Source organism: Curvibacter sp. GW821-FHT01G03 (assembly GCF_059422285.1).
This window is the reverse complement of record NZ_JBWKWP010000007.1, coordinates 292,079-308,513: the sequence shown is the minus strand read 5'-3', so window position 1 is coordinate 308,513 and position 16,435 is coordinate 292,079. Positions and strand designations below refer to the sequence as shown.

18 protein-coding genes are annotated in these 16,435 nt (G+C 65.2%); 2 read left to right on the top strand and 16 right to left on the bottom strand.

The window, feature by feature from the left end; all coding sequences use genetic code 11:
• Positions 1–76 precede the first annotated feature (76 nt).
• From AC07VS_RS12490 to ribD, 16 genes are all read right to left on the bottom strand, one after another.
• Positions 77–2,293, bottom strand: coding sequence for a molybdopterin-dependent oxidoreductase (locus tag AC07VS_RS12490; RefSeq protein WP_494751078.1), 2,217 nt, complete (start codon positions 2,291–2,293; stop codon positions 77–79).
• A 363-nt stretch (positions 2,294–2,656) separates the two neighbouring features.
• On the bottom strand, positions 2,657–4,042 hold the full coding sequence (gene trhP / locus AC07VS_RS12485) for a prephenate-dependent tRNA uridine(34) hydroxylase TrhP (RefSeq protein ID WP_492348749.1): 1,386 nt from the start codon (positions 4,040–4,042) through the stop codon (positions 2,657–2,659).
• Positions 4,043–4,217: 175 nt separating this feature from the next.
• The gene (locus tag AC07VS_RS12480) at positions 4,218–4,778 is read right to left on the bottom strand and encodes a nuclease/transposase family protein (RefSeq protein ID WP_494751077.1); all 561 of its coding nucleotides are present in this window, start codon (positions 4,776–4,778) and stop codon (positions 4,218–4,220) included.
• Positions 4,766–5,236, bottom strand: a complete 471-nt coding sequence (locus tag AC07VS_RS12475; RefSeq protein ID WP_494751076.1) for an Rpn family recombination-promoting nuclease/putative transposase — start codon at positions 5,234–5,236, stop codon at positions 4,766–4,768. Before AC07VS_RS12475 ends, AC07VS_RS12480 begins: the two co-directional genes overlap by 13 nt.
• 99 nt (positions 5,237–5,335) lie before the next feature.
• Positions 5,336–6,367 (bottom strand): cell envelope integrity protein TolA, encoded by a 1,032-nt coding sequence (gene tolA / locus AC07VS_RS12470; protein WP_494751075.1) that lies wholly within the window; start codon positions 6,365–6,367, stop codon positions 5,336–5,338.
• An 18-nt stretch (positions 6,368–6,385) separates the two neighbouring features.
• Positions 6,386–6,814: a protein TolR gene (tolR, locus tag AC07VS_RS12465; RefSeq protein WP_492348752.1), complete on the bottom strand. Its 429-nt coding sequence runs from the start codon at positions 6,812–6,814 to the stop codon at positions 6,386–6,388.
• A 21-nt stretch (positions 6,815–6,835) separates the two neighbouring features.
• The gene (gene tolQ, locus AC07VS_RS12460; protein ID WP_492348753.1) at positions 6,836–7,543 is read right to left on the bottom strand and encodes a protein TolQ; all 708 of its coding nucleotides are present in this window, start codon (positions 7,541–7,543) and stop codon (positions 6,836–6,838) included.
• Complete coding sequence (ybgC, locus tag AC07VS_RS12455; protein ID WP_494751074.1) at positions 7,540–7,977, bottom strand: tol-pal system-associated acyl-CoA thioesterase; 438 nt, start codon at positions 7,975–7,977, stop codon at positions 7,540–7,542. Before ybgC ends, tolQ begins: the two co-directional genes overlap by 4 nt.
• Positions 7,974–9,158, bottom strand: coding sequence for a pyridoxal phosphate-dependent aminotransferase (locus tag AC07VS_RS12450; RefSeq protein WP_494655439.1), 1,185 nt, complete (start codon positions 9,156–9,158; stop codon positions 7,974–7,976). Before AC07VS_RS12450 ends, ybgC begins: the two co-directional genes overlap by 4 nt.
• Positions 9,159–9,206: 48 nt before the next feature.
• The gene (gene nusB / locus AC07VS_RS12445) at positions 9,207–9,785 is read right to left on the bottom strand and encodes a transcription antitermination factor NusB (RefSeq protein WP_494655440.1); all 579 of its coding nucleotides are present in this window, start codon (positions 9,783–9,785) and stop codon (positions 9,207–9,209) included.
• A complete protein-coding gene (gene ribH, locus AC07VS_RS12440) occupies positions 9,782–10,246 on the bottom strand; it encodes a 6,7-dimethyl-8-ribityllumazine synthase (protein WP_494751073.1) in 465 nt (154 codons plus the stop codon). The genes nusB and ribH overlap by 4 nt, the downstream gene beginning before the upstream one ends.
• A 5-nt stretch (positions 10,247–10,251) precedes the next feature.
• A complete protein-coding gene (gene ribBA, locus AC07VS_RS12435; protein ID WP_492348758.1) occupies positions 10,252–11,376 on the bottom strand; it encodes a bifunctional 3,4-dihydroxy-2-butanone-4-phosphate synthase/GTP cyclohydrolase II in 1,125 nt (374 codons plus the stop codon).
• Positions 11,377–11,814: 438 nt separating this feature from the next.
• The gene (locus AC07VS_RS12430) at positions 11,815–12,147 is read right to left on the bottom strand and encodes a hypothetical protein (protein ID WP_494655441.1); all 333 of its coding nucleotides are present in this window, start codon (positions 12,145–12,147) and stop codon (positions 11,815–11,817) included.
• Between the two features lie 425 nt (positions 12,148–12,572).
• Complete coding sequence (locus AC07VS_RS12425) at positions 12,573–12,989, bottom strand: hypothetical protein (RefSeq protein WP_494655442.1); 417 nt, start codon at positions 12,987–12,989, stop codon at positions 12,573–12,575.
• Positions 12,990–13,424: 435 nt separating this feature from the next.
• On the bottom strand, positions 13,425–14,048 hold the full coding sequence (locus tag AC07VS_RS12420; RefSeq protein WP_492348761.1) for a riboflavin synthase: 624 nt from the start codon (positions 14,046–14,048) through the stop codon (positions 13,425–13,427).
• Between the two features lie 2 nt (positions 14,049–14,050).
• Positions 14,051–15,169: a bifunctional diaminohydroxyphosphoribosylaminopyrimidine deaminase/5-amino-6-(5-phosphoribosylamino)uracil reductase RibD gene (ribD, locus tag AC07VS_RS12415; protein ID WP_494751098.1), complete on the bottom strand. Its 1,119-nt coding sequence runs from the start codon at positions 15,167–15,169 to the stop codon at positions 14,051–14,053.
• A gap of 120 nt (positions 15,170–15,289) precedes the next feature.
• Here ribD and AC07VS_RS12410 point away from each other — a divergent pair, with 120 nt between their 5' ends.
• A complete protein-coding gene (locus tag AC07VS_RS12410; RefSeq protein ID WP_494751072.1) occupies positions 15,290–15,883 on the top strand; it encodes a GspH/FimT family pseudopilin in 594 nt (197 codons plus the stop codon).
• The gene (pilV, locus tag AC07VS_RS12405) at positions 15,880–16,434 is read left to right on the top strand and encodes a type IV pilus modification protein PilV (RefSeq protein WP_494655444.1); all 555 of its coding nucleotides are present in this window, start codon (positions 15,880–15,882) and stop codon (positions 16,432–16,434) included. Before AC07VS_RS12410 ends, pilV begins: the two co-directional genes overlap by 4 nt.
• Position 16,435 lies beyond the last annotated feature (1 nt).

Genomic DNA, 16,435 nt, shown 5'->3' with positions numbered 1-16,435 from the left:
TTTGACTGACATCCATCCACCTATGGTTCAGGATGTCGGTTTTAGGCAGGGCCACGATCTCCGCCGAAACACCCAATCATGCAGGTACCAACACGACCTCTATGCCACTGAGCACAGAATTACCCGACAACGGGTCTCGCCTCTGTTCATCCAACAAGGCGTTCAGGTTGACCCCAGGGCGCTCAGCCGCCAGGTTCAGGCGCGCCCCAGGCTGATCGTGCCCCCAGCCGTGCGGCAGGCTGACCACGCCGGGCATCATGGCGGCGCTGAGCTGAATGGGCACAAGCAGGGTGTTGGCCGGCTGGTCACTGCGGCTCAGGCGGGCCTGGCTGCCGTCTTGCAGGCCCAGGCGTTGGGCATCGTTGGGGTGGACCAGCAGGGTGCAGCGTTCTGGCCCCTTGGCCAGGATGGGCAGGTTGTGCATCCAGCTGTTGTTCGAGCGCACATCGCGCCGGCCGATCAGGGTGAGGGCTGGTGCCGGTTCGCTCAGGGCGGTGGCGGCACGCTGCAGGTCTTGCATCAGCGCCGGTGGCGTCAGGTCGATGCGGCCGTCGGGTGTGCGCAGCAGCTCAGGCAGGCGGGGCTGCAGCTCACCCAGGTCCAGGCCACCCGGAGCGGCCTGCACCTGTTCCAGACTCAGCCGGTAAGGGCCGGCGCGCAGGGCAAGGTCAAGCAGGCGGTCTGGCCCCTGAAGATGGCCACTGGCGGCTCGGGCGGCTTCGGCCAGCTCGGCGGGCAGGCGCTTCAATTCATCGGCAAAGTACGCGTCGTCCAGCCTCTGGCTGTCCTGCGGGCCTTGCTCGCCCTGGGCGATGGCCGCCAGCCTCAGCAGGCTTTGCCATTCGGCAGGTTGCTCAGCGGGGCGTTGAAAGACGGGCGCGCTGTAGCGCGCATGGTTGCGCCACGAGAGCTGGGGAAAGGGCACGTCGTAATGCAGGTCTTCCAGCGGCGACGGCGCGGGCAGGATCACATCGGCATGGCGCGTGGTCTCGTTGAGGTAGATGTCCAGGCTGACCATGAAGTCGAGCTGACCCAGGGCCTTGGTCAGGCGTTCGCCGTTGGGCGAGGACAGCGCGGGGTTGGTGGCAATGGTGATCAAGGCCCGCACAGCCCCTTCGCCCGGGGTGTCGATCTCTTCGGCCAGGCAACTGATGGGCAGCTCGCCCATCACTTCAGGTGCGGCGCTGACTCTGCTGCTGAAGCGACCCAGCTTGACCCCACGGCCCTGTCCGGCAGGGCCTGCCGTGTTGGCGGCAAAGGCGGCCGCCTTGGGGAACATCGATCCACCGACCTGATCAAGGTGTCCGGTGAGCAGGTTCAGCAGGTCGAGCAGCCAGGTCGACAGGCTGCCGAAATCCTGGGTGCAGGTGCCGATGCGGCCGTACAGCACGGCGCGGGGGGTGGTGGCCAGTTCGGTCGCCAGACGGACAATGGTCTGTGCGGGCAGCCCACAACGTTCGGCCACCCGCTCTGGGGTAAAGCCCGCCACGGCTTGCCGAAGTTCGTCCCACGGTCCGATCAGGCCTTGGACCGCCCCGGGCCGCGCCAGGCCCGACTCGAACACGGTGTGCAGCATGCCCAAGAGCAGATAGACGTCGGCGCCCGGGCGGATGAAGTGGTGTTCATCGGCCAATGCGGCGGTTTCGCTGCGGCGCGGGTCGATGACGATGAGCTTGCCGCCGCGTGCCTGCAATGCCTTGGCCTTGCCGCGGAAGTCGGGCACGGTCCACATGCTGCCGTTGCTGGCCACCGGGTTGGCGCCCAGCACCAGCAGCCAGTCGGTGCGGGTGATGTCGGGCACGGGCACACTCATCCACTGCCCGTACATCAGTCCGCTGACCACATGGCGAGGCATCTGGTCGAGGGTTGCGGCGCTGAAGATGTTGCGCGTGCCCAGGGCCTTGAGCAGACGGGGGTAGTAAAGCATCAGCCCGATCTTGTGAGCGCTGGGGTTGCCGGCCACCGCGGCCACGCTGTGGCGCCCATGCTGCGCTTGCACGGCCTGCAGGCGGCGTTCGATCTCGGTGTAGGCCTCCTCCCAACTGGCCGGTTCGAAGCGTCCGTTGCGTTTGATCAATGGCTGACGCAAGCGGTCGGGGTCTTCGTGCAGGTCTTTCAGCGCGGCGCCCTTGGGGCAGATGTAGCCCTGGCTGAACACATCATCGGCCTGGCCGCTGATGCGGGTCACACGGCCCTCGCTGACCTTGATTTCCAGGCCGCAGCAGGCCTCGCACAGTGGGCAGATGCGGTGGTGGGTGGTGGTGATCGGGGTGGGCGGGCTTGTCTCTGTCATGGTGTGCGCTCGGTGGGCTCTTGATCGGGGTCATGCTGCCGCAGCCCCGGCGTCGGCGCGATCACACCCGCGACAGGCCCTGTTCAAGCGCCCTTGCGGGCCGGGGCCTCCTGGTGCCGTGAGGCTGTCGCCAGCTTGTCACATTCGTCCACAGCTTCTGTGGACAACTTTGTGGGTGAGTGCATGAACAAGCCGCCAAAGCCTTGACTGGCGCGGCTTTCAACAGGCTGCTTACTGTTTGAGCAGGGTTAACCCTGTGTTGAAAAGTGCGAATTTTGCTACCGAAACAAGAGCAAAAAAGGCCTGCGAAGCAGGCCTTTCCGGTCGTTGGGGGGGTGGATCTGTGCTAGGCCTTCTGGCCTGTCACGCCACCGCTTCGGGCTCAAACACCCGGGCCAGCAAGGCACCCGCGAAGCGGGCCTCCAGCGGGATCCAGACCTTGATCGGGTTGCCCTGGGCCACATCGACGGGCTGACCGTCGCTGTTGCGCATCTCGGCGAGCTTGACCTTGTGGTTGCCACTGGGGTGGATCACCTCCAGGGTGTCGCCCACGGCGAAGCGGTTTTTGGTTTCCACTTCCACCCAGCCATCGGCCGCACCACGCACCTCGCCCACAAACTGGCTGCGGTGGGCCACCGAATGGCCGGTTTCGTAGTTCTGGTAATCGTTGGCCGGGCGTCGGTCCAGCAGACCGGTGGTGTAGCCCCGGTTGGCCAGGCCCTCCAGATCGGTGATCAATGCCGGGTTGAAGGGGCGGCCCGCCACGGCGTCGTCAATCGCACGGCGGTAGGCCTGGGCGGTACGGGCCACGTAATAGAGGGATTTGGTGCGGCCCTCGATCTTCAATGAGTCGACGCCGATCTGGGCCAGCCGCTCCACGTACTCGATGGCGCGCAGGTCTTTCGAGTTGAGGATGTAAGTGCCGTGTTCGTCTTCCATGACCGGCATCAGCTCACCCGGGCGGCCCAGCTCCTCGATCAGGTAGACCTGGTCTGCTGCGGGGTGGCGCTGCTGGTTGCCGCAGGTGCTGGTGAACTGGGCATCGGCCTCGTCGCGGGCCTGCTCGAAGCTGAAGCCCTTGTCCAGTGGCTGGGCCAGGGCTTCGCCGGTGTTGGCGTCGATGGCGGCTGACTGGGTCTTGTACTCCCAGCGGCAGGCATTGGTGCAGGTGCCTTGGTTGGGGTCGCGCCGGTTGAAGTAGCCCGACAGCAGGCAGCGGCCCGAGTAGGCGATGCACAGGGCGCCGTGCACGAAGACCTCGATCTCCATGTCCGGGCATTCCTGGCGGATCTTCTCGATCTCGTCCAGGCTCAGTTCACGCGACAGAATGATGCGGGTCACGCCCATCTTCTGCCAGAACTTGACCGTGGCCCAGTTGGTGGTGTTGGCCTGCACCGAGAGGTGGATCTCGGTCTCGGGCCATTTTTCTTTCACCATCATGATCAGGCCCGGGTCGGCCATGATCAGGGCGTCGGGGCGGCATTCGATCACCGGTTCGATGTCGCGCAGGTAGGTGCGCACTTTGTCGTTGTGGGCAATCAGATTGCTGGTGACGAAGAACTTTTTGCCCCGCGCGTGGGCTTCGCCAATGCCTTGGGCAATCTGCTCCAGGCGGAACTCGTTGTTGCGTGCGCGCAGCGAGTAGCGGGGTTGCCCAGCATAGACGGCATCGGCGCCAAAGTCATAGGCGGCGCGCATCTTTTCGAGGGAACCGGCCGGCAGCAGCAGTTCGGGGGCTTTGAGGGTCATGGTGGGGTGTCCTGAGGGGGGGCCGGCTGGCTTCGCCAACCTGTGTCGTGCGATGGGCGCCGACCGCACAGGCGGCAGACGGGGGCTGTCTGCCGCTGGGCAAAAAAGGGGGCACGGTCCAGACACGTGGCCTTGACAGCACCGGCTGGAGCGGATTTTAAGGGCTGAGCGCGATTCAGCTTTCGGTCCGGTTCAAGAGCGCTTCAAGGCTGGGGGCACTCAGCATGTGTTGCGACCACTGATCAAGCTGATGCCGGGTGGCCTCGCTCAGGCGTTGCTCGGCCCAGGGCGGCAAGTGGTCAAAACGCTGCTCCAGCACCCGGCGTAGCATGAGGCTGATACCCTCTTCTCGGCCTTTCTCACGACCCTCGTCACGCCCCTCCTGAAAGCCCACTTGGCGACCTGCCTTGAGGCCATCCTTGTGGGCCTGTTTGAAAATGCGCTCCAGGGTATCTTCAAGCATGGGGGCTCCTTCAAAGAGGTTGGGGATGGTGGCCAGATCGGGCTCGGCAGTTTCGGGCATTTTGCGACGGATCAGGCGGCGAAACCAGAGGTCCAGGGTGCGCCGAAGTGCTTTTTGCTCGGGGGCTTGCAGCACTCTTCCAGCTGCGAGGATCAGTCGGATGATGTCGTCTGAGGCGGTGCTGCGTTCAAGTTTGAACAGGGCTTCGACCATGTTGTGGATGTCATGGGAGGGGGACAGTTGCAGCCGGGCCTCGTCGATCAGGTGGTACATGAGTCTGGGGCGGAACCGGGCCAGGCCGGGCAGGCTGGGGCAAAGCAGTGGCCCGCATCGGTGGGTGCCCGCCAGGGCTGTGCGCCGTTGTAAAGCACCAAGGGGATCAGTGCGGGCAATCGACCATCCTCCAACTGCCTTTCCTTGATCAGGTGCTGCGCCAGCAGGCCCACGTAGACCATCATGCGTACGGCCATCCACGGGTCATCTTGGCTCTGGAACTCCAGCAGCAGGTAGACCCAGACCCAGCGTGGCCCCACTTGCAGCCGCCACACCATGTCGTCGTGGCGTTGCTTGTCCGATTCGCTGACATAGCTCGCATTGACACGTTCTAACGTTTCGAAGCGCGCGGCCTGCAGCCAGGGCCCGGGGACGAAGCCGGTGAGCAGGTCGCGCACCATGTCGGGGTGGGAGAACAGTTGCTTGTAGCCGCTGTCGTGGGCAGTGTCTGAGGCCATGGCGGGCCATCGTGAGGCCCTTTGCCCCGCATGCAGCCGGCGCACCGCCGGACTGGCGGTGCGGGCGGACAAAGGGGCAGCCCTGGCGGGCTCGTCACCTCAGTCCTTGGGTCGGAATGTGATGATCAGACTTGATGGTGGGGCTCGCCCTTCATCAAGGGGCAGCACCTCGGTCTTGTCGATGGCCTTGAGCACAGCGTCGTCCCAGGCCGCCACACCGCTGGATTTACTCAGCTTGCGGCCCACGATGGTGCCGTCCGGGGCAAGTCGCACCTCCACCTCGGCCACCGGGTTGTTCGGCAGGTCGTCGGCGAAGACGATGTTGGGCTTGACGCGTGCCTTGACGCGCCCGCCATAGCTGGCAGACGGCCCGGAGGAGCGCAGTGCGGTGCCCGTGGCGCTGGCGCCGCCGCTGGCACCGGCCATGCCGGCCATGCGTTTGAGGTTGTCGGCGCGCTGGGCTTCCAGGCGCTTGGCATCGGCGGCTTCAGCGTCTTTTTTGCGCTTGGCGTCGGCTTCGGTCGCTCGGCGTTTGTCGGCCTCGGCCTCCTGCTTCTTGCGCTCCTGGTCTTTCTCTCGTTGCTGTTGTTCCTGGCGCTTCTTTTCAGTGGCTTTCTCAGCGGCCTTCTCGGCGGCTTTGTCGGCCTCGCGCTTTTGCTGCAGGGCTTTTTCTTTGTCCAGCTTTTCCTGCTTCTCGCGCTCTTTCTTTTCCTGCGCCTTTTTCTCAAGTTCGCGCTGGTGCTCGCGTTCTTTCTTCTCAAGTTCCTTGCGCTTGCGTTCTTTTTCGAGGGCGATCTGGGCGTCCTTGAGCGATTCGTCCGGGGCCGGCGGCGGCTTGACCTCCGGCGCTGGCGGCGGGGCGGGGCGGGGCTTGACGATCTCCTCGGGCGGAGCCGGTGGAGGAGGAGGGGGGGGCGGCGGCTCGACGGCGCGCGGGGCGGCCTCTTGCGGCACGGCAGACCACAGCTCGGCCTCGGCCACCGTGTCCTCGGCGTTGCGCTTCCACTGCACGCTGAAGGTCAGGCCGGCCACCAGCAAGGCATGGGCCAGCAGCGCCAAGGCCACAGCGCGGCCCATGCCGCGCTGTGGCGGCGGCGCGAATTCGTTGCGTTCGGAGAGGGCGTGCGTCATGAAGCTCGGGGGCCTGGGTCAGGGGGCCAGTTGCACCGACAGGCCCACGCGCTTGACGCCGGCGCGCTGCAGGGCGTCCATCACCTTCACCACCGACTCGTACTTGACGTTGCGGTCGGCGCTGATCACGACCGGGTTGTTGTCATCGCCCTCCTGGGCCTGGCGCACGGCGGCCACCAGACCGGCCTGGTTGATGGCCTGGGTTTCTTCGGGCTTGCCGGGGCGGCGCAGTTCCAGCTTTTCGTCCTTGCCGATCACCACCTGCACCACGCGGTCAGGCTGTTTGGCGGCCTTGCCCACGCTGGGCAGGTCGATGTTGCTGGGCGTGATCAGCGGGGCGGTGACCATGAAGATGATCAGCAGCACCAGCATCACGTCGATGAAGGGCACCATGTTGATCTCGTTGATGGTGCGGCGGCCGCGGCCGCGTGAAACCATGGCGGGCATCGTGGGGTCTCCGGACGGGGTTCAGCGGCCCGAGGCCGATGCCTGCGCAGCCTGGGCACCCAGGTTGCGTTGCAGGATGTTGGAGAACTCTTCGATGAAGGTTTCCTGGTGGATGGCCACGCGGTCGATGTCGCGCGCAAAGCGGTTGTAGGCCACCACGGCCGGGATGGCAGAAAACAACCCGATGGCGGTTGACACCAGGGCTTCGGCGATGCCCGGGGCCACGGTGGCCAGGGTGACCTGTTGCAGGGCGGCCAGGCCCGAGAACGCGCCCATGATGCCCCACACCGTGCCGAACAGGCCCACATAGGGGGATACCGAGCCCACTGAGGCCAGGAAGGACAGATTGGATTCGATCACGTCCATTTCGCGCTGGAAGCTGGCGCGCATGGCGCGGCGGGCGCCATCCATCAAGGTGCCGGCATCGCTGATGCGGCGCTCACGCAGCTTCTGGAACTCTCGCATGCCGCTGGCAAAAATGCGTTCCATGGGGCCGGACTGGCGTGCGTTCTGGGCCGCGGCGGCAAACAGGTCGTTCAGGCTGGTGCCCGACCAGAACTCGCGCTCGAACTCCTCATTGAGGGCTTTCACGCGCTTGATCGAGAACAGCTTGCGGAAGATGGCTGTCCAGCTGGCGATCGAGATGCAGGCCAGCAAGGCCATGACCAGCTGGACCACCAGACTGGCATGCAGCACCAGATGCACGATGGACAGGTCTTGAGAATTCATGAGAGTACTTCCAGGATGTTCGTCGGGATGCGGGCGGGGCGCAGGCTGGCCGCATCGACCCAACCTATGCGGATCGTGCCTTCGCACAGAAGTTCCACGGGCAGGCCTGCTGCATCCTGCAGCCAGGCCTGTTGGGCAATCACCAGCGAGGCCCGGCCCGGCGTGTGCAGGCTCGCCGTGACGATGAGTTGATCGTCGAGCCGCGCCGGCCGGTGGTAGCGCAGTCGGGTCTCGCTGACCACGAACATGCCGCCCGTGGCTTCGCGCAGCGCCTGCTGGCCCACACCCAGGCTGCGCAGCCATTCGGTGCGGGCGCGCTCGAAGAACTTGAGGTAGTTGGCATAGAACACGATGCCACCGGCATCGGTGTCTTCCCAGTACACGCGCACGCTGTGGCGGTAGGCGGCACTTTGCGGGGTGGCTTGCGGGCTCATCCGGCCAGGGCCTTCAAGCGGGCAATCGACTCTTGCAGGTGCGCCATCGAGCTGGCGGTGGAGAAGCGCAGGAAATCCGCTGTCTCGGCCGTACCGAAGTCGCGCCCCGGGGTGACGGCCAGATGGCTTTCGCGCATCAGGGCGTAGGCCAGGTCCCAGCTGTCTTTCACGCCCAGGCGCTGGCACCAGTCGCGGCAGTGGGCCCAGGCGTAAAAGGCCCCGTCGGGCTTCACAGGCACAGTCAGTCCCACGCTTTCCAGCGCCGGGATGAAGTAATCACGCCGGGCCTTGAATTCGGCGCGACGGCGCTCGTACTCGGCCAGGCTGTCGGGCTCGAAGCAGGCGAGGGCGGCATGCTGGGCCACGGTGCTGGCGCAGATGAAGAGGTTCTGAGCCAGGCGCTCGACCACCGGCACCAGGGTGTCTGGCACCACCAGCCAGCCCAGGCGCCAACCCGTCATGTTGAAGTACTTGCTGAAGCTGTTGATGCTGATGAGCTGGTCGTCGATGCCCAGGCCCGTGTGGCCATAGGTGTCGTCGTAGCTCAGGCCCAGGTAGATCTCGTCGACCATCGTGATGCCGTCGTGCTGCTTCACCACCTCGTGGATGCGGCGCAGTTCATCGGGATGGATCGAGGTGCCCGTGGGGTTGGAGGGCGAGGCCAGCAACACGCCACGGGTGCGGGGTGTCCAGGCCTGGCGCACTTTGTCGGCGCTGAGCTGGTAGCGCTCGGCGGCCGTGGTGGGAATCAGCACCGCGTTGCCTTCGGCGGCACTCACAAAGTGGCGATTGCAGGGGTAGCTGGGGTCGGGCATCAGCACCTCGTCGCCCGCATCAATCAGGGCCAGGCAGGCCAGTTGCAGGGCGGCCGAGGCGCCGGCCGTGATCACGATGCGCCGCGCCGGCACCTGAGCGCCAAACCGGTCGGCATACCACTGGCTGATGCGTTCACGCAGCGCCATCAGGCCGGTGGCCTGGGTGTACTGGGTGGCCCCATCGCGGATGGCTTTGGCAGCGGCCTCCTGCACGGCCGGCGGGGCCGTGAAGTCGGGCTCGCCAATGTTCAGGAAGATCATCGGGCGGCTGCTGTGCGCCACCTCGCGGGCCAGTTCGGAAGCAGCCTTGGCCACCTCCATGACATAGAAGGGCTCGATGCGCCCAGCTCGGGTGGAGATTTTCATGCGCGGGGCAATACAGGCAAAGGAGGCTGTGCAGGGGCGGGCGGCAGTTCAGTCGGCAGACGGCGGTGTGGCTGCTGCGTCTGGGGTCGTTGCCGGGCTGGCCTGGGGCGCCTTGCTCTTGTCGGCGGCCACTTCGGCGGCGCGCAGGCGCGGGGCCAAGCCATTGAGCACCGCATTCACGTACTTGTGACCATCGGTACCGCCAAATTCCTTGGCGAGTTCGATGCATTCGTTGAGCACCACGCGCCAGGGCACGTCTTGGCAGAACTGCAGTTCGTAGGCGCCGATCCACATCACGGCGTGCTCGATGGGCGAGATCTCGGCCAGCTTGCGGTCGAGCAGGGGCTCGATCTGGGCATCCAGATCATCGGCCTGGGCCACGCAACCGTGCAGCAAGGTGTTGTAGTGCGCAGCATCGGCCTTGTGAAAGCCCGACAGGTCGCGCGTGAAGTGGTCGATGTCGCTGGCGTCGTTCTTGCCCACCAGGAACTGGTACAGCGCCTGCAGGGTGAATTCACGCGCACGGCTGCGGTCGGATTTCGAGGCCGCCTTGCGGGCGCCGGTGCTGGTCGTGCCTTTGCGCGGGGCGCGCGGCTGGCGAGGGGCGGGGGAGGGGGTGTCGCTCATGAAAGTTCGTCCAGCAGGTTGGCCATCTCGACCGCCACCCGGGCCGCATCGCGTCCCTTGTCGGTCTGGCGGGCCACGGCCTGCTCCAGGTTTTCGGTGGTGATGATCGCGTTGGCGATCGGGATCTGGTAGTCCAGCGTCAGGCGGGTCACGCCGGCGCCCGATTCGTTGGCCACGAGTTCGAAGTGGTAGGTCTCGCCACGGATGATGCAGCCGAGGGCGATCAGGGCGTCGTACTCGTCCTTTTCGGCCATGGCCTGCAGGGCCACGGGCACTTCCAGTGCGCCTGGCACGAGCACGTGGTGGATGTGCTTGTCCAGCACGCCCAATGCGGCCAGCTCGGCCTTGCAGGCGTCGGCCAGTGCATTGGTGATGCTCTCGTTGAAGCGGGCCTGCACGATGCCGATGTGGAGTCTTTTACCGTCCAGCTTGTCGGACGTGCCTTTTTCTGCGCCAAACATGTGTCTTATTCCTTGGTGAGGTAGCCGGTGATCTCGAGTCCGTAGCCGGTCATGCTGGGCATGCGGCGCGGGTTGCCCATCAGGCGCATGCGGTGCACGCCGCAGGCGCGCAGGATCTGTGCCCCCACGCCGTAGGTGCGCAGGTCCATGCGGCCCCGCTCAGGGGCCTGGGCCGCGCGGGCCCGGCCCTCGAACTGGGCCAGCAGTTCGGCAGCGCTTTCGCCGCAGTTGAGCAGCACGGCCACGCCCTTGCCGCTGGCGGCAAAGTGCGCCAGGCTGGCGTCCAGCCCCCAGGAGTGCATGCTGCGGTTGATTTCCAGGGCATCCAGCACCGACAGCGGCTCGTGCACGCGCACATCCACCACTTCATCGGCCTGCCATTGACCCTTCACCAGGGCCAGGTGAATGCCCTGGCTGGGTTTGTCGCGGAAGGCATGGGCCTGGAACTCGCCATAGGCGGTGCGGATGCTGCGCACGCCCAGGCTCTCGACCAGGGATTCGGTGCGGCTGCGGTATTCGATCAGATCGGCAATGGTGCCAATCTTCAGGCCGTGCTCGGCAGCAAACAGTTGCAGGTCGGGCAGCCGGGCCATGGTGCCGTCTTCGTTCATCACTTCGCAGATCACCGAGGCGGGACTGCATCCGGCCATGGTGGCCAGATCACAACCGGCTTCGGTGTGGCCGGCGCGCATCAGCACGCCGCCATCGACGGCCTGCAAGGGAAAGATGTGGCCAGGCTGAACCAGGTCGCTGGCTTGGGCATGGCGGGCCACGGCAGCCTGCACGGTGCGTGCGCGGTCGGCTGCCGAGATGCCCGTGGTGACGCCTTCGGCTGCTTCGATCGAGACCGTGAAGGCTGTCGAGTGCTTGGCCCCGTTGCGGGCCACCATGGGTGGCAGCTGCAGCTTCTCGCACATCTCGCGCGACAGGGTCAGGCAGATCAGGCCGCGGGCATACCGTGCCATGAAGTTGATGTACTCGGCGCTGACATGGTCTGCCGCCAGCACCAGGTCGCCTTCGTTCTCGCGGTCTTCTTCATCCACCAGGATGACCATGCGGCCGGCACGGATGTCGGCCACGATGTCCTCCACCGGGGAGATCGCCACGGGCGTGAGTGATTTGCTTGTCATGGGTGTCGATGTGATCGGGCCAGCTCGCCGGCATCCGGCCGATGCGTGTGCATCGGTGCGGAACGGGGCAGGGTGTGGTCCATGGGTTGATTCGGTTGTTTCCGTCGCCCCGCGGGTCAGTGCCCGGACGCCAGGGCGCGAGCCTGGCCGGCAGGCCACGGTGTGTCAGGGTGATGCGGGAAGCCTCTTGGGGAGATCCTGGATGAACCGACAAACCCCGATTATCGCCGCAAAGCCTGCCGTTCGGCATGGCGGGCGGGCACCTGCACCCGCGGAATGCCGATGCCAGCGCTTCACCGCCTGCGCCAGCGGGGCCAGAAAGCGCTGATCCAAAGCAAAACAGCAGGCCGCGGATGTCTCCGCGCCTGCTGTCTCAATGTTGGGGCCGGTCTGTTCAGAGGCCGGATCGGGCCACGCCAGTGCGCAGCCCAAAACCCATCACTGACCGATCTTTTCGGTCTTGGCGGCTTCAGCGCCGGCGGCCTTGCGCTTGGCGCGCGCAGCCTTCTTTTCGGCGGCAGTGGCCTTGGCCGAAGGAGCAGCCTTGTCGGCGCCACCAGCGGCATCACCGTTCTCGGAGGCCTTGGCAGCCTTGGCGGCTTCAGCGCCAACAGCCTTGCGCTCGGCGCGTGCAGCTTGCTTTTCAGCCTTGGTGGCGGGAGTCGAAGCAGCAGCCTTGCTGTCAGCAGCGTCCACTTCACCAGCGGCGAAAGCGTTGACGGCCATCAGTTGAACCAGAGCCACACCCACGGAAAGAATCACTTTTTTCATACGTTTCTCCAAAAATCCGAGCTAGTCAGTGAACGTCCAGGACCGGACGCTTGCACGTTTTGCTGTGCCTGCCAGTCAACATCAGGGAGCCCATGGCCGAACTCGCAGGCGCAGTAACACCACTCTAACGGAGTGGGCGGATGTTTTTTTGCGATGAGCGGTCGAAGTGTCCGAGTTGCGACACTTTTGGCTTGGGATGGGGTTTTTTGATTTGGGTGCTTGACACGAATCAAAAGTTGAGATTTTGAAAATTCGTGAGCTTCCATCGCAGGAAGTTACGCCAGCTCAAGCAAGTGGCGTGCCAATTTTGGAAGCCCCGTGGGGCTTGGGGCGTTGCCGGGGGTGGGGTGGGGGGGCTGTGGATTCAGGTCGGGCGAGTCCGTCGCCAACCCCTGGCGACGGGCTCGCCCGAGGGTGCGGGCTTTTTATTTCTTGGCGCGGTCGTCGGCCGATGCGGCTTCGCCCGAGCCTTGGGTCTTGTCGGCTTGAGCAGCGGCTGCACCTGCGGTCTTGCGCTTGGCCCGGGCTTCGGCCTTTTGTTCGGCGCTGGCGGGCTGAGAGGCCTTGGCGCGATCGTCGGCACTGGCGGCTTCGCCAGAGCCATTGGCCTTGTCGGCCTTGGCAGCGGCGGCACCTGCAGCCTTGCGCTTGGCACGTGCCTCAGCCTTTTGCTCGGCGCTGGCGGGCTTGGACGCTTTGGCGCGGTCGTCCGCGGTCGCTGCTTCGCCGCTGCCGTTGTTCTTGGCGGCTTGGGCCGCGGCTTCGCCAGTCGGGTTGGCGTGGGCGGGAATGAGTGCCAATTGGGTCAAGGCCAGGCCCAAGGACAGAACAAGTTTCTTCATGACATTCTCCAGAATTGAAATTGAGCGGCGCTGTTGCCATGAGGATCTGTGCATCAGCACCGTGCCGACACCTGTGATCGCAGGTCGTTCGCTGCTTTTTCGCACGCATCGGCTCGGCTGAATTTAATGGAGAAGTGATGCGAATCTGGAGGGATTTCAAAATTGAACTGATTTTGTGTGAGCAAATAATTTAAGTGTTATTTGCTGAAAATCATCCCTGTCGGGATTGGCCGTTCTGCCAGCGCCTCCCTCTGAAAGGCGTCTCAAATTTCAGCGATTTGATGCCTTGAAGGCCTGAGGATTGATATTGAGTGGCTTTATTGGAGGTATGAGTGGTGTTGATATTCTGGTTTTATCTTTAATCAGATATTGAGGGGCGCCAAATAAAATCCGGGCTGCGCCCGGATTTTTACATTTCGAATCTGTTATTGCGATTCACTTGTGGGTGCTTGAGAGCATTCGTTCGACGTAGCGCGCCACGGTGTCGATTTCGAGATTGACCCGATCACCGGCCTTCAACACGCCCAACGCGGTGTTGGCGACCGTGTGGGGAATCAGGTTGATGCTGATTTCTGCGCCATCGGCCGTGTCTTGCACCTGATTGACGGTCAGACTGACGCCGTTGACTGTGATCGACCCTTTGTAGGCCAGAAAGCGCGCCAGGCTGGCTGGGGCGCCGATGCGCAGCTCCCAGCTTTCGCTGATCTGTTCGAAGCGCACGACGGTGCCCAGTCCATCCACATGGCCCGACACGATGTGGCCGCCCAGGCGATCGTTGGCCCGCAGGGCCTTTTCCAGGTTGATGGTGCCGGTGCGGTCCAGGCCGCTGGTCTTGTCCAGGGATTCGGCCGATATGTCGACCGTGAACTGGCGTTCCGCCAGTTGCAGCGAGGTCACGGTCATGCACGCGCCATTGAGTGCGATGCTGTCGCCCAGGCCGACATCGTCCAGGTAGCCCGCAGGGGTCTCGATGCTCAGGCGTTTGCCGTGGCTGGCACTGCTGCCCAGGTCTTGCAAGGCCACGATGCGGCCGACGCCAGTGATGATTCCAGTGAACATGTTCAGCTTGTCCTGTCAGAAGGTTGAGGTGGAAATGGGGCTCCGGCCCGGCGCGCCAGCAGGCGCAGATCCGGGCCGACGCGATCGATGTCGGTGAATTCGAGCGTGCAGGCACCGTCCAGCTGGTTCAGCGCCGGCAGTGCCAGCAGGGGCCGTCCGGGCCCCAGCAGCTTGGGGGCCAGGTAGAACAGCCACTCGTCGGTCATGCCGGCCTGCAGCAGGGCCGCGTTCAGGATGGGGCCGGCCTCGACATGCAGCTCGTTGATCTCGCGGCGCCCCAGTTCGGCCATCAGGGCCGCCAGATCGATCCGACCGTTCGGACCGGGCAAGACCATCACTTCGGCGTTGCGGGCCAGGTAAGGGGCGTGGCGCTCGGGGTCGGCCACCGTGGTGACCAGCAGGCAAGCTCGTTCAAGCGTGAGCAGGCGGGCGTTGGGCGGTGTGCGCAACTGGCTGTCTACCACCACCAGCAGGGGCTGGCGCGCTGTAGGTACACCGTGCGCGTCGCGCACATTGAGCAGCGGGTCGTCCGCCAGCACCGTGCCCACCCCAGTGAGCACGGCATCGGCGCGCGCGCGCCAGGTCTGGCCATCGGCACGTGCCTCCGGCGAGGTGATCCACTGGCTGACACCGTTGTCCAGTGCCGTGCGGCCATCGAGGGAGCCGGCGATCTTGCTGCGCACCCACGGGCGCCCGCGAACCATGCGCGAGAAGAAGCCGATGTTGAGCTCACGCGCAGCCACTTCGCCGGGCCCGATCTCGACCGCGATGCCGGCAGCCCGCAGGCGGGCAAAGCCTTGGCCGGCCACCAGGGGGTTGGGGTCTTGCAGCGAGGCCACCACGCGGCTCACACCAGCGGCAATGAGGGCATCACAACAGGGGCCGGTGCGCCCGTGGTGGGAACAGGGCTCCAGCGTGACATAGGCGGTGGCTCCCTGGGTCGATTCGCCCCGCGCCTGGGCGTCGCGCAAGGCCATGACCTCGGCATGGGGGCCGCCCCGCACCTGGGTGTGGCCGCAGCCGAGGACGCGACCGTCCGGGCCCATCAGCACCGCACCGACGGCGGGGTTGGGCGGGCAGATCAGCCGGGCCTGGGCGGCCAGGGCCTGCGCCAGGTCCATCGGGTGCTCATGGTGGGCGAAGGGGAGTGCGTCGGGGCGTGTCAATCCAGTGGTCCTGAGATAAAAACCGTCGTTCGTGTCGGTGTGTCGTGATCGGGCCGAAGCACGTATTTTCGTCGGATGTCATCACCTGGGTCGTCAAACGCCAAAAACAAGCCGCCACGCTGCTGCCTGGGCCTGACCCTGGTCGAGCTCATGGTCACGCTCGCGTTGGTGGGCGTTCTGGCCGGGTTGGCGGCCCCGGGCTTCAGCGTGCTGGCACAGCGCTACAAGGCCGATCTGGCGACCAGCCAGATGGTGGCAGCCCTGAGTCTTGCGCGCCTGGAGGCCCTGCGGCGTGGCGGCGGCGTGGCGGTTCAGCGCCTGGAGGACGCCAGTTGCGCTCGCCCGGATTCCGTCCAGGACTGGTCTTGTGGTTGGGTGGTCTTTGCCGATCGCGACGGCGACGGTCTGTTCAACCCAAGCACCCGCTCTGGACGCGCGACCCCTGACCAACTGATCCAGGTGTTCCGGGTGGCCGATGGCACTGCGGTCATGCGCTCGCTCAATCTTCGCTCCTTTGTCGTGAACCGTTGGGGGCAACTGGGCGGCGTCAACCTGGGGTTCACCTTCACGCCGCCCAACAACCGGCTCGATTCCACCTACCAGGTCTGCAGCGCCACTGGGGGGCGCATCCGCAAGTTGCCGACCACCGTGGCCTGCTCCGCCTCATGAAGCCTTCGCACACCCTGTCTGGTGTGGCCCTGCTGGAGGCCCTGGTCGCCCTGGGGGTGCTGGCCTTTGCCTTGTTGGGGCTGTTGGCGCTGCAGATGCGCACTGGCACCGACGGGCATTTGGCCGCGCAACGCACATTGGCCACCCGCCTGGCACAAGACCTGTTCGAACGGGTCAAGGCCAACCCGGGTGGTGCCGCGGTGTTTCAGGCCTACCTGACCCCGACCGACCGGCCGGAAGCAGCGCTCGACCCTGTCCCAGGCCCCCTCATGGACTGCCGGGCCCAGCCTTGTGATCCGCTGGCCCTGGCTGCCTGGGATCTCGACCAGTGGCAGCAGCAGCTTGGCCGTGATCTGCCCCTGGGGCGGGCCACCGTCTTTGTGCCAGAAGGCAGCGCTGGTCAGTTGGGCGTGCTCTTGGCTTGGCGGGCCAACGAGGCCGCCCACGACGCGCGCTATTTGGCCCCTCTGCAAATTTCGCCCCTGCCGGGTCGTCCCTTGCTGCGCTGTCCCGAGGGGCAGATCTGCCAGCTTCTTTACACGGCGCCATGAA